This is a genomic window from Lachnoanaerobaculum sp. Marseille-Q4761 (assembly GCF_017565785.1).
In the GTDB taxonomy this organism is placed as follows: Bacteria; Bacillota; Clostridia; order Lachnospirales; family Lachnospiraceae; genus Lachnoanaerobaculum.
In genome coordinates this window covers 113,170-127,066 of the sequence record NZ_JAGEKB010000004.1, presented here as the reverse complement: position 1 = coordinate 127,066, position 13,897 = coordinate 113,170, and the positions used below count along the sequence as shown (strand labels likewise).

Genomic DNA, 13,897 nt, shown 5'->3' with positions numbered 1-13,897 from the left:
CTGAACTGTCTGAACTGATTCTCGACCTTAGCAATCCACAGCTCAAATACGGCTTTTTACTTTTGAATGGACAGCCTATCGAAGCAAATCTCGCTTATAAGGACATTTACAGTATAGCGAAAAAGAGCATTTATATCGTTGATAACTACATTGGAGTGAAAACTTTGGTCTTGTTAAAAGATGTCCCTTCATCGGTAGAGGTCATTATATTCAGTGATAACATCGGCAAAGGACTTCATACCCTTGAATATCAAGATTTTTGTAAGGAGTATCCGTTTAGAAAGATAACATTCCAAAAATCCGGTGGAGAGTTTCATGACAGATACATTATTATCGACTGGAATACCGAACATCAACGAATCTATCATTGCGGAGCGTCTTCTAAAGATGCAGGGCAAAGAATCACAAGCATAACGGAAGTGGTCGATCAGATGATTTATACAGACCTTATCAATAACCTATTGAAAAATCGGGTGTTGAAGTTAAAATAGAAGTAAAAAATGGATTGGAAATTTGAAAAACATTTATAAAGTTAGTTCGAAAGGATTAATATTATGCAATTACCACTTTTCGATAAAATAGATGGATTAGCAGAAGAAAAACAACATACAAAATTTAAATTTTTACGAGATAAAATACTGCTTCGAAACGAAAAACTATTACTATGTTCTTATACAGATGGATTGGTAGATAAAGATAATAAAATGATTAGGCAATTTCAAGAAACATTTCATTCTACATATTGGGAAATTATTATTTACCAAGTATGTTTAGAAGCTGGATTTTCTTTAGATCAATCGCATAATTTTCCTGATTTTATTATCAAAAAACCTTGTGAGTTTTATATAGAAGCAGTTGTATCTAATATAAAACAAACTGGAATTCCAGAGTATAAACGAACTTTGGAGGATTATTTCTCTATGTTGGTACCGCCTCATTTACAACATGATTTCTATGATATATTGGATGAAAGTATTATTAGAAGCTTGACAGCTATATCATCAAAAATTAAAAAGTATGGAGATTATAAAAGAGCAGATTGGTTTAATGAGCAGAATCCATTTATTATTGCACTAAGTTCATGTGATCAAATAAATTATGGTAGAGAATTCATTTATTCAATGATGGCATTGTTATATGGAAGATATTTTATTCCTGACGAAAAGGGTTGCATTACTAAAAAATATGTAAAAAAAGTTGAAACGGGAGCTGAATTGCCAATTGGTATTTTTTTGAATGCTGAATATAGTGAAGTTTCTGCTATTATGTATACTTGCACTAATACTATAGGGAAATTAACTGCTCTTGCTTTATCAAAAGGTATGAATACTTTTAATCAGGTTATAGATGTGGTAAGAGATACTGAAGACAATGAGTTTCCTTTTAAGTTTAGAATTGTTAGCTCCAATCAACCAGAGAGTGTTTCTGAGGGTATTTTTGTCTTTCATAATCCATATGCAAAAAATCCAATTGATCCTAAACTTTTTGAAAGAACTAATGTCACTCATATTTTTCTTAAAAATAATGAATTAGTAATATTGGGAGTAACTACGCCTATATATACTCGATTTAGCGGAGCTTCATTATTTTTTAAAAATGCAGATATGTTAAAAAATATCATAACAGAGTTGGCGATTAACTTTAACATATTGGATGAAGATATGATCAACAAGATAATTGAAGAAATGAAAAATCGGTAAAGAAGAAAGAGAGGATGGAGTATTGCTTAGGATAAAATATGTATCCAATACTTGACACAAGGGTGGAATTGTAAGTATCATATAGTATTTGCACCAAAATATAGGAGAAATATAATATATGGAGAGCTAAAGCAGGATATAGCAAATATATTGAGCATGTTATGTAAAAGAAAAGAAGTACATATAGTGGAAGCAGAGGTATGTCCGGATCACATACATATGCTGGTAGAGATTCCGCCCAAAATGAGTGTATCAGATTTTGTAGGATATTTAAAAGGTAAGAGTACACTAATGATATTTGAAAGACATGCAAATCTAAAATACAAGTATGGGAATAGACATTTTTGGTGTAGGGGATATTATGTAGATACGGTAGGAAAAAATGCAAAAAAGATAGAAGAATACATAAGGAATCAGCTAAATGAAGATATTTTATATGACCAAATGAGTATGAAAGAATATATAGACCCGTTTACGGGTGAGCCGGTAATAAAAAGCAATAAGAAAAAATAAGCCCAAGGGGCTAAGCAAGTAAATGATGTGCGGTTGGCGAACTTTCGATGAGTCTTTAGACTCAAGCGCAGGTAAAGAGCCCTTATAGGGCGAAACAACAAACCACCGGCTTAGCCGGTGGTACTGATTTTGTGGATTGTGATAAATATCATGAGAAGAAGTACAGCTATAGATATGAGGTAAATGCTTATGCAAGAATTTAAGAATTGGAAACAGCCGATACTTCCTGAAAGCATCGAACAGGGAGATATGCCGGGTGATAAGGTCGTAATCAGTGAGTATCATATTGACAGGGCAAACAGAATCTTCCCGTATTTACTTGAGGAGATTAAAAAGGTCAAGGAAGAAAGCGGCAATAAAAAGATAGTTGTGGCTGTATGCGGAGGCTCGGGGGTGGGTAAGTCAGGAATAGCTGCCGTATTATCCTATTATTTAAAAGAGATAGGACTGGGAAGCTACACTTTGTCAGGAGATAATTACCCCCATCGAATTCCTGAGTATAATGATGCTGAAAGATTACACCTGTTTAGAGAAGGTGCATTAAAAGAAATGCTAAAAGACGGTGAGTACAGTAAAGAGCGCTTTGATATAATTCATGCATTGCAGATAGAAGGAGAAGATGCCGATACTGAAAATGCTAAAAAATATGATTGGTATAAATCATATTTGAAGGGTGGTCGTAAGGCGTTGGAAGGCTATCTTGGTACTGAAAATGAGCTTGGATTTAAAGAATTGGAAGATATTTTAGCAGAATTTAAGTCGGGTGCGGATAAGATATGGCTAAAGAGAATGGGAAGAACCGATACACAGCTATGGTATGAAGACATTGATTTTAAAGATGTAGGTGTTCTTATGATTGAATGGACACATGGAAACAGTGACTATTATAAGGGAGTGGATATTCCGATACTGCTCCACAGCACCCTACAGGAAACATTGGAATACAGATTGCTTAGGAATCGTGACGGTGCAATAGACAGTCCTTTTACTACGATGGTACTTGAGATTGAGCAGGAGATGATAAAAAATCAGGCTCATAAGGCAAAAATAATAATTGCCAAAAATGGTGACAGACTAAGTTATACCGATTATTGTAAATCTATGGGAATGTAGGGAGATGGATATGAATAAAAATGATAATGGTCCTATGCTGAATGCATACCCGGACAGTCTGGGAGGAAGCCTTGGTGATATTGTAAATTTCTTGAGCAAAAAAGAATTAAAGGATGTTTTTTCTTCCTTTTATATACTTCCAAGTCTGTTTCATACAGATTTGGACAGGGGATTTTCAGTTATTGACTATGAATTAAACAGTCTTTTTGCAAAAAAAGAGGATTTAGAAGAATTTAAAAAGCTGGGAATTGATTTAAAACTTGATTTTATATTAAATCACGCATCCGTATTATCTGAGCAGTTTCAGGATATTATAAAGAAAGGTGAAGAATCAAAGTACAGAGACTTTTTTATAGATTGGAATAAATTCTGGGACGGATGCGGTGAGATGACTGATGCAGGATATATACAGCCAAATCCGGATTTAATAAAGGATATGTTTTTTAGAAAACCGGGACTGCCGATATTGATGGTTCGCTTTCCTGACGGAAAAGAAGTTCCTTACTGGAATACATTTTATCAGGAAGTAAGATATCCTGCTTTAGATGCTGTAGATATAAGAGATATTGCCTCTGTACAGTATGGTATTGCAGAAGGACTTGCCAATTTATTAAATGAGGGGTTAAGAGAGGGTAAATCGCCAGCAGAGCTTTTAAGTGAGAAAAATATCTATACAGATAAGATAACTGATAATCAAAGGACAGTGCTTTGCGAAAAGCTGGAATCAGAGAGAAAATATCTCGGGCAAATGGATTTGAATATAAAATCACCTCTTGTATGGGAGTTTTATGATAATACTTTAAAGACATTGGCTAAATATGGTGCGGAGATTGTACGACTGGATGCTTTTGCCTATGCTCCAAAGGGAGTAGGCGAGAAGAATTTTCTAAATGAGCCTGCTACCTGGGATGTACTTACAAAGGTGAGAGAATTGGCTGATAAATATAATCTAAGATTACTGCCTGAGATTCATGCAAGTTATGAGGAAAAAATCTATAAGAAAATAGCGGATAAGGGCTATATGACTTATGATTTCTTCCTTCCGGGACTTATTATAGATGCTTTTGAGCAGCAATCCGGTGAGGTCTTAAAAAGATGGGCGGATGAACTTGTAGAAAAAAAGATACAGGTTGTAAATATGCTTGGATGTCATGACGGTATTCCTCTGCTTGATTTAAAGGGGCTGATTAGCGAAGAAAGAATTCAGTCTGTTATAGATACCGTAGTGAAAAGAGGAGGTTATGTAAAGGATCTTCACGGTCAGAAAAATGTATATTATCAGGTGAATGCGACCTATTACAGTGCGCTTGGAGAAGATGATAAAAGGATGCTTTTTGCCAGAGCTATTCAAGTCTTTATGCCCGGAAAGCCTCAGGTATGGTATCTGGATCTCTTTGCCGGAAAGAATGATTATGAGGCGGTAAAGAGAGCGGGAGCAGGAGGTCATAAAGAAATCAATCGTACCAATCTGACTGTAAAAGAGATGGAAGACGGATTGCAAAGTGATATTGTACAAAAGCAGCTTGAAATACTGAGACTTCGTTCTACATTTCATGCATTTTCAAAGGATAGTGAATTTGAAATGAAATGTGCCGGAAGTAAGATTTTTATGGAATGGAAAAATAATAACAGCCATGCAGTGCTGGAAGGAAATTTATTAAGCTGTGAATTTAATATTATAGCCAAGGAGAATGGAGATATTGTTTATAAAAGCGACCTCTAAGTTATTTAAAAGAAAAATAACAACATAGTCGTGGAGAAAGTTATGCATTTAAAGATTCATCCTAAAGATAAAATGACTCCCTTGGAAAGAGAAAGGGCTATAGCTGAAAATAAAGACTATGACAGAATAATTATGGATCCGTTTTTAGGTGATATAAAAGCTCGCATTATAGGAAAGAATATTGCAGATTATTGGAGTGATGCAAACAATTTGCTAATGGGTGATGTGGAGGGTATGAACAGATTCGGTCTTGATATTATGGATGTGGGACCGAATCTCTATGGTATAGCTGAGGCAATGGGAGCAGTATTGCATTATCCTGAACATGGATATATCTCTATAAAGAATCGTCCGATATACAGTATGGATGAAGTGTCTAAACTAAAGGATATAACTAAAGACAGCGGCAGAATGGCAATGTATTATAATGCAAATGCAAAATTAAGGGAGATTGCAGACGGATTTTGCAGGGTTTGTACTTCACTATCAGGTCCCATTACATTGGCAGGTTTATTATTGGGTACAGATAATTTATTGGGGGAGATGGTAAGTTCACCTGATAAAGTGCATATATTTTTAAGATACATTACCGAGAATATAAAATATGTGGTGGATATTTTTGCAGGACTTGATATAGACTTTGCTATGGCTGATCCGATAGCAAGCTGTACAGTGATAAGTCCACAGATGTATCTTGAATTTGCATATCCATATACTTTGGAAATAAGTTCGTATATAAGAGAGAAATCAGGAAAAGCACTGACTTATCATGTCTGTGGTAATACAAAGCAGGTATGGAAATATATAAAAAATCTCGATATAGGGATTTTCAGTATAGATAATAAGATGGATATAGATGAAACCTGTGATTTTTTCTCGGATTCAAATAGGATTGCCGGTAATGTGGATTCGGTATCTATTATATGTCATGGAACAAAAAACGATATAGAAAATGAAGTAAAAAGATGTATCAGAGCAGGCAGGAAATGTAAGAAAGGATTTATTCTTACACCGGGGTGCAATCTGCCATTAAATACCACAGATGAAAAGATAGATATGTTTTTGGATGCAGGGAGAAAATACAGTACTATATAAGGAATAGGATTAATTTTGGTATTAATTTAAATCAAATGCTTATATTTTACCGTAAAACTACCTAAAAAGTTTGCAAATAAAAAGACATAATGGAATCATTATTTACAATGAATATGTAAGTTATTTTTTGGGAAAAAAATGAGCCTTGTAATAAGTGATAATCTAATTTATTACAAGGCATTTTTCTTTTTACAATAGTATACATATTAAAATGTGTATACTATTGAAACGAACAAAATTCAATTACTAAAAACATAAAATTAACTATGAGATCCTTTAAACTATTTATTTGACATCTTCTCCAAATCGGAAACTTTATCAACCAACAATAGAAATTCCAGCTTGCTCGTATCATCTTTTATATCCGAAACAGAATTAAGTAGTGATAAGGCGCTTTCATAGCTTGAGCTACCTTTATATTCCGAGTCACGAAGGAGCATTCCGGTTTCCGCTATGGCTGATGCAAATTTCATATTGTCGGACATCTCAGGTTTGATGGATTCGGTTGTAACAGGGTAGTTCAGCTCCTGACTTGTTTCGGAATCAGGCTCCTTATATCTTACAGCTATATTTAAAAGATCATTAGACTCTGTGACAGAACTGCTTTGATATTTTAAATCCGAGCCGATATCCATTGGAGAGTCTGTATCTACTATCTCATAGAGTACGGTTACCCTGTGACCTGAACCTACCTCGCCGCCATCCTTGGTATCATCCTTAAAATCCTCATCATCCATAATTCGATTTTCATAGCCTAGCAGTCTATATCCCTTTATAAATTTAGGATTAAATTCCAGTTGAAACTTTACATCCTTTGCCACTGTAAAGAAGTTTGCACCCAGTTCTTCTGAGAGAACCTTCTTTGCCTCAAATCTTGAATCAATATATGAATAATTGCCGTTTCCATTGTCGGCAAGTGCTTCCATCTTATTATCCTTTATATTTTCAGTACCGAAGCCCAGTACGGAAAGGAATACACCGCTTTCTTTTTCTTTTTTAATAAGTCTTGTAAGTTCACCCTCGCTTGTGATTCCGACATTTAAATCGCCGTCTGTAGCAAGTATAACTCTATTATTGCCATCCGATTTAAAATATTTTTTGGCAATTTTATAGGCTGTTTTTATACCGTCTGAGCCTGCCGTACTGCCGGCAGCTTCCAAATCCTCTATGGCGGACATTATCTCTTTGGAATCTGAACCCCTTGCGCCTTCCAAAACAACCTGATCATATCCGGCATATGTAACAATGGATATTGTGTCATTTTCCTTTAACTCCTCACATAGGAGCAGAAAGGCATTTTTTACCAATGGCAGCTTGTCAGGTTCATCCATAGAGCCTGATACATCTATAAGAAATACCAGATTTGACGGTTTTTTCTCGGACTCCTCGACCTTTTTTGCCTGCATACCTATCATCATAAGCTTCGTATCAGGGTTCCAAGGGCAGGCTGAAATTTCGGTACTTACAGAGAATGGCTCACCATCCTTTGGTTGCGGATAATCATAGCGGAAATAGTTTAACATCTCCTCTATTCGTACAGAATCAGCCGGAGGCAATTCTCCGGAATTTATAAAACGCCTGATATTTGCATATGATGCAGTATCTACATCCGCTGCAAATGTGGAAAGCGGCGAAGTTGCTACAGCATGGAAACTGCTTTCTTTGATAGCATTATACTCCTCCGTATTATAATTAACATTCGGTTCGTAACTAACATATGGAGCAGCATTTTCGGCTGTTTTTGCGCCGTCATAAACGGCACCGCTGTTATAATGTGGGGCTCTACATCCGGTAAATAAGACCGGCGCGCTGATGGCAAATATCAGCATGCCTGCGCTTACTTTAAAAAAACTTGATCTTTTTTTCATATACTCATCCTCCTAATAAAACAATCAAGTCTAAAGTGTTATAATAATAGTAACATTAAATACAAGATAATAAAAGTAGAAGAGCATAAGTATTTATTAAAAATTATATAAATAAAAGAATATAATGAAATTATATTTATAATGTAATGATAAAATTTTCAGATTAATATAATATATACAAATAGGAATGTATGGTGTATTATCAGGAAAATCAGTCGGCATACAATATAAAGAAATCTAAAGTAATCATACAAAATTGGATAGAGAAGCAAAAAAATCCGGCAAAACAAAGAAAGACACAAATGAGGCTTTTAATATTAAAAGTAGAAAGGCAGGTATATTTATTTATGCTATCTATATTGCATATTTTTTAATTAAAATAATAAAATTTTTGTACTTAAATAAATTATAAATATATTTATAAGAATATTGTAATTAAATATTGCATTTTAATAGCAAATATTTTATTATAGGTAGGTGAAACTGTATATTTGCCCGTGAATCTTTGCAGTTTTAATTTTGTCAGGGAAATATCACTTTTTATAGATAAAATAGATTGCAAGACTATTTAAAATATTTTGGTATGAATATTTTCCTGTAAACTTTTAGAAAGTGAGAAGCATATGGAAATTATTAAATTAATTGGTGTACTGGTGGTGATAGTCGGTCTTGCTTTGAAACTGGACACTTTGGCTACTGTAGTGGTAGCAGGTGTTATTACAGGTCTTGTAGCAGGTATGTCACCTATGGAAATCCTTACAGTACTGGGAAATGCATTTATTTCTCAAAGAATATCTACTCTTTTTGTACTTGCATTGCCTGCAATAGGTATTTGTGAGAGATATGGACTTAAGGACAAGGCGGTAGATTTGATAAAAAAGATTGTAAATGCAACTACAGGAAGAATTTTAACATTATATCTTGCTATTCGTGTATTCGCAGCAGCAACTTCTTTACGTATAGGTGGTCATATTCAGTTTATCAGACCGCTTATTCATCCTATGGCAAGAGGTGCCGCAGTAGCAAAGTATGAAGATATTGATGAGAAGACAGAGGATGATATCAAGGGACTTTGCGCAGGAGTTGAGAACTTTGGAAACTTCTTCGGACAGAACTGTTTCCTTGGAGCATCAGGTACTCTTCTTATAGTATCTACACTTACAGAGCAGGGCATCAATGTAGATGTACTCGGAGTGGCTATGTGGTCTATTCCAATAGCTATAGCGGCTGTAATAATAGGAACTGTGTATTTCTTGATCTATGATAAAAAACTTGAGAAATCATTGGGAGGTAAATAATGGATAGCGTTTTAAAACTTTCTGAGATAGGAACTTGGGGCCTTCCAAAGGTTGTTGCGGAGATTTTCTTCATTTGTATAGGTATTGTTTTTATATTGGTAGGACTTAAGGCACTTAAGGACAAGCAGTTTGACAATAGTAAGACAACTGCATTTTTCTGGTTTGTTGTAGCATTTACATTTATAGCGGGGCCTTATGCACCTAAGTTTATAACAGGAATTTGTGTAATACTTATGGCATTCCTTACAGCTATAGGCAAGGTAGGACAGAGCGCCAGTGATGTGCCTACAGCCGCAGAAACAAGAGCGAATGCGGATAGACTTGGAAATAAGATATTTATTGCACCTTTAGCACTTGCGCTCAGTGCATGGATTATAGCTACAGTATGGAAAAAGCTCGGTGCAAACAATGCGGTTGGAGTTTCAGCTCTTATCGCCTTGATAGTTGTATTCGTTGTAACAGGTGCTAAGAAAGAATATGCTATAAAAGACGGTACAAGACTTATGGACAATGTAGGTCCTGTAGGACTTTTGCCACAGGTTTTGGCGGCTCTCGGTGCAGTATTTACAGCTGCCGGAGTTGGTGATGTTATAGCAAAGGGCATCGAAACAGTCATACCTGATAACAACAGAATCATTGCAGTTATTGTATATTGTCTTGCAATGGCACTTTTTACAGCAATTATGGGAAACGGTTTTGCCGCATTCTCTGTTATTACAGTGGGTATAGGTATTCCGTTCCTTATTAATCAGGGTGCAAATCCTTTAGTAGTAGGTGCCATGGGACTTACAGCAGGATATTGCGGTACTTTGATGACACCTATGGCTGCAAACTTTAATATCATGCCGGCGGCACTTCTTGAAACGAAGAATAAATACGGAATTATAAAGATGCAATTGCCTTTTGCAATTGTTATGCTTGTAACTCATATCATTTTGATGTATATATGTGCTTTTAGATAAAAGTATTTTGGAAAGGATTAAATATGAAATTATTATTGACAGCCTTCGATCCGTTCGGCGGAGATGCTGTAAATCCCGCACTTGAAGCAGTGAAGCTGGTAGCGGATAAAATAGGCAGATTTGATATAGTAAAGCTTGAAGTGCCTACGGTTTTTCGTAAGTCTATAGAAAGAGTAGCTCAGGCTATTGAGGAGGAGAAGCCGGATGCTGTACTTTGTATAGGTCAGGCAGGTGGAAGATTTGAGATAACACCTGAGAGAGTTGCAATCAATATAGATGATGCCAGAATAAAGGACAATGAAGGCAATCAGCCTATAGATACAAAGATTTTTGAAGACGGTGAGAATGCATACTTTACCACACTGCCTATAAAGGCAATGGTGGAGGCAATCAGAGAGGCTAATCTTCCTGCAGCTGTATCCAATACGGCAGGAACATTTGTATGCAATCATCTTATGTATGGTGTACTTTATACATTGGCAAAGAATTACCCTAATATAAAGGGCGGTTTTACACATGTTCCATTTATACCTGAGCAGGTGGCAAGAAGAACACCTGTGGCTCCATATATGGCTCTTGAAGATATAAAGAGAGGTCTTGAAGCGGCTATTTCTGCTATTGATAAGAATTTTGAAGCTGATATAAATGTAAATGGCGGGAAAGAATTTTAATTGATTATAACCTGTTTTGGTATTCCAAGACAGGTTTTTTATTATAAGCAGTGGAATTGTCACTGTTTATATTTAGGAAAGAGCAAGAGTAAAATATTTTTGAAATAAAATATAGTAAAATAAATTTACCTACATTAACAATTGTTACAGAAAAACATTTGTTAAAATACTATACTGTAGAAGTAATGAGGATTTAAACTTTTTTTATATAAAGGAGAAAAATATGAGTGCAATACTGGGACCAATACATCATTGGTTATTCAGAAAAGTAAAAATACAAAATGATTTGACAAATGCTATTATAGAAGGGGCAAAAGAGAAGAATTTGAATGTGGCTCCTTTAGCGGATATAGATGCTAAATACGGTTCACTTCCGGAAGGAGACCTTGGAAATATTATAGATCCTACAAATATCCACGGCTGGCTTCAGGATAAGATCGCTATAGTGGAGAGAAGACTTGCATATGTAGTAAAGACACTTACAGATGGCGATGCAGAGGCTATAAATATTATTTGTGATATATCAAGAGCTTTCGGTGTAAAAAATGCCATATCAAACGGAGTTTCTCCTACTGACGGATTTGAATACTATGAGAATACATTTGTCAGCGGTATGCCATGTGACGGAGTGAATATGATTGTGAATGAAGACAGTGATGAGCTTATGTGGCAGGAAACTGTAGATATACACAGGCAGTATTGGGATGAATTAGGTGCAGATATAGCACAGTTTTATGAAATAAGGAGTGCCATGATAGAGGGTGTGTTTGCCGGTAGCGGTTTGACATATTATGCCTTGGGAAATGGTTCATATAAGTTGGTAAGGGAGTAATATGTACGGAATAGAAATTTTAGTAGATGAACATAAAAATATTGTAGAGTTTTGTAAGAGTATGAAATCAATGTGCTGCTCTATTATAGAGGGTGAAGATGCTGATGCAAATCTTGTAAGGGAATGTGTGTCTTTCGGTAAGACCTATGCCGATCATCTTCATCATGGTAAGGAAGAAAAGATACTTTTTAAAATAATGCTTGAAAAGTTGGGACCGGTTGCGGATAAACTTATCAGAAACGGTATGCTTGTAGAGCATGACCTTGGAAGACTGCATATGAATGAGCTATTGGAAGCTGCCGACAGATATGAGAAGGATCCTTCCACAGCAAATAAGCTTGATATTATAACAAATGCATCAGGCTATGCTACACTTTTAAACAGACATATAGGAAAAGAAGATGAGGTAGTATATACATTTGCCGAGAGAGCACTTTCTGCCGAGGATAAGGAGAGAGTGGATGTGGAAACAAAGGAATTTGACAATGATCCTGAGAATAAAGCAAATGTAGCTAAATACCTTGAGTGGTTTGAGGGATTCAGAAGAAAATATCCTGCAAGATAAAAAATATTAATAGAATTACTTATGGAATTAAGAAAAGCAATTAATCATTATTTTAGTGAGAAATGTTTTTCTTAATTCTTTTTTATTATTAAGAAGATAGAGGAATATTTACAAATATTTAGTTCTAAAATTTAATTATTTATACTATTTGTTAAGTTGGAATATTTAAATATCATTTATATTTTGCAATGTGGAAAAGAAAATTTTAAATAATAGGAAATGAATGAGGTAGGAGATGTTTAGGAGGTTAGAATGACATGATAAAAACATGAAATACGATATAAAATGCTAAAATAATAATATAATAGAATTTAAAAACAATTAAAAACGAAAATAATGTTTTTAATATTGACTAGTAACCGGATAGATGATATTATATCTATATGTTGAAGTAAGGTGGTTGATATGATGAGATTATTGAAAATTGTTGTAGATGGTTTGATGCTATTTAAAGAAAAAATAGATATTGATTTTTATGCAGAACAAAGGGTATCCGGCGATAATAATGAGATGGTTTCACCATGTTTTGGGAGCATTTACACCAATAATGTTATGTCTATTGTAGGTATCAATGCTTCAGGAAAAACGTCTTTATTAAAGGTAATTTCTTTTGTTATTGAATTCATTAACGGTGAGTCAATTAATAATATCGTTAATAAGGATATCTTGAAGGAAACAGATAAAGTAATTATTGAAGCTTATTTTTATGACACTAATAATGGAGTATGTAAGCTTGAATCAGAAATAATAAGGGTTTGGGATAATGAAATTGATAGCAGATATGTAGTCAGAGCTGAACACTTGTGGATAAAGAAAATATCAAAAGTAAAATCAAAGAAAGATCTATTAGTTTTTAAAGATGACCAAATCGTTAGAATAAGAGATAACAAAGCAGAGTTCTTAAAGGATGATACAAGCATTGTTTTGTCACTTAATAAGAATAAAAGTTTTTATTTAAAAGATTTAATAGGGCATACAAATGTTAATTTATTGAGAATGATAGGTAATTTTCCACATGAACTCATTTCTTTTCTTGACCCAAGTATTGAGAATATTTCATTTGATAGAAAAACCGGAGAATCTAAACTGAAATTTTATAATAGAGAAGAGATTATGGTAGCTAATCCCATGCTTTTTGAACAGTACCTGTCATCAGGAACAATCAAGGGTATTAATATTTTTATAAATGCAATGATGGTATTTGAAGAAGGTGGATACCTGATTGTTGACGAACTTGAAAATCATTTTAATAGAGAAATTGTTGCAACCCTTGTAAGGTTCTTTATGAATAAGAATGTTAATAAAAATGGTGCTACACTTATTTTTTCAACGCATTACTCTGAACTACTGGATGAATTTGAACGTAATGATGGTATTTTTATAATAAGAAATAGAGATGGTATTTCTGTGCAGAAACTTAGTGAAATACTTACAAGAAATGATATTAAGAAGAGTGAAGCATTTAAGAGTGATTTCCTTGGAGGGACTGTTCCGGCGTATGAGGCTTATATGGAGTTGAAAAAAGTAATTATTTCAAGTAAAGTAGAGGAGGAGTAG

The 13,897-nt window shown here is 34.6% G+C and carries 12 protein-coding genes and 1 pseudogene; 12 read left to right on the top strand and 1 reads right to left on the bottom strand.

Annotation, left to right across the window (positions count from 1 at the left end; all coding sequences use genetic code 11):
* The 6 genes and pseudogenes from J4O15_RS15315 to J4O15_RS15290 form a co-directional block, all read left to right on the top strand.
* Nucleotides 1-491 (top strand): annotated as a pseudogene (locus J4O15_RS15315) (ORF6N domain-containing protein); the annotation flags it as partial.
* Between the two features lie 63 nt (nucleotides 492-554).
* The gene (locus tag J4O15_RS15310; RefSeq protein WP_208101421.1) at nucleotides 555-1,700 is read left to right on the top strand and encodes a hypothetical protein; all 1,146 of its coding nucleotides are present in this window, start codon (nucleotides 555-557) and stop codon (nucleotides 1,698-1,700) included.
* 36 nt (nucleotides 1,701-1,736) lie between these two features.
* Nucleotides 1,737-2,213, top strand: a complete 477-nt coding sequence (gene tnpA / locus J4O15_RS15305; protein ID WP_208101432.1) for an IS200/IS605 family transposase — start codon at nucleotides 1,737-1,739, stop codon at nucleotides 2,211-2,213.
* Between the two features lie 189 nt (nucleotides 2,214-2,402).
* A complete protein-coding gene (locus J4O15_RS15300) occupies nucleotides 2,403-3,326 on the top strand; it encodes an adenylylsulfate kinase (RefSeq protein WP_208101419.1) in 924 nt (307 codons plus the stop codon).
* A gap of 10 nt (nucleotides 3,327-3,336) precedes the next feature.
* On the top strand, nucleotides 3,337-5,049 hold the full coding sequence (locus tag J4O15_RS15295) for an alpha-amylase family glycosyl hydrolase (RefSeq protein ID WP_208101417.1): 1,713 nt from the start codon (nucleotides 3,337-3,339) through the stop codon (nucleotides 5,047-5,049).
* Between the two features lie 42 nt (nucleotides 5,050-5,091).
* Nucleotides 5,092-6,144, top strand: a complete 1,053-nt coding sequence (locus J4O15_RS15290) for a methylcobamide--CoM methyltransferase (RefSeq protein ID WP_009220314.1) — start codon at nucleotides 5,092-5,094, stop codon at nucleotides 6,142-6,144.
* 281 nt (nucleotides 6,145-6,425) lie between these two features.
* On the opposite strand, the gene J4O15_RS15285 is transcribed toward J4O15_RS15290, so the two are convergent.
* On the bottom strand, nucleotides 6,426-8,012 hold the full coding sequence (locus J4O15_RS15285) for a vWA domain-containing protein (protein ID WP_208101415.1): 1,587 nt from the start codon (nucleotides 8,010-8,012) through the stop codon (nucleotides 6,426-6,428).
* A gap of 623 nt (nucleotides 8,013-8,635) precedes the next feature.
* Here J4O15_RS15285 and J4O15_RS15280 point away from each other — a divergent pair.
* From J4O15_RS15280 to J4O15_RS15255, 6 genes are all read left to right on the top strand, one after another.
* Nucleotides 8,636-9,310, top strand: a complete 675-nt coding sequence (locus tag J4O15_RS15280) for a DUF969 domain-containing protein (protein WP_009220317.1) — start codon at nucleotides 8,636-8,638, stop codon at nucleotides 9,308-9,310.
* Nucleotides 9,310-10,272, top strand: coding sequence for a DUF979 domain-containing protein (locus J4O15_RS15275; RefSeq protein ID WP_009220318.1), 963 nt, complete (start codon nucleotides 9,310-9,312; stop codon nucleotides 10,270-10,272). The genes J4O15_RS15280 and J4O15_RS15275 overlap by 1 nt, the downstream gene beginning before the upstream one ends.
* 23 nt (nucleotides 10,273-10,295) lie before the next feature.
* Nucleotides 10,296-10,943, top strand: coding sequence for a pyroglutamyl-peptidase I (gene pcp, locus J4O15_RS15270; RefSeq protein WP_009220319.1), 648 nt, complete (start codon nucleotides 10,296-10,298; stop codon nucleotides 10,941-10,943).
* Between the two features lie 223 nt (nucleotides 10,944-11,166).
* Nucleotides 11,167-11,775, top strand: a complete 609-nt coding sequence (locus tag J4O15_RS15265) for a hypothetical protein (RefSeq protein ID WP_009220320.1) — start codon at nucleotides 11,167-11,169, stop codon at nucleotides 11,773-11,775.
* Between the two features lies 1 nt (nucleotide 11,776).
* A complete protein-coding gene (locus J4O15_RS15260) occupies nucleotides 11,777-12,340 on the top strand; it encodes a hemerythrin domain-containing protein (protein WP_009220321.1) in 564 nt (187 codons plus the stop codon).
* A 405-nt stretch (nucleotides 12,341-12,745) separates the two neighbouring features.
* The gene (locus J4O15_RS15255; protein ID WP_009220322.1) at nucleotides 12,746-13,897 is read left to right on the top strand and encodes an AAA family ATPase; all 1,152 of its coding nucleotides are present in this window, start codon (nucleotides 12,746-12,748) and stop codon (nucleotides 13,895-13,897) included.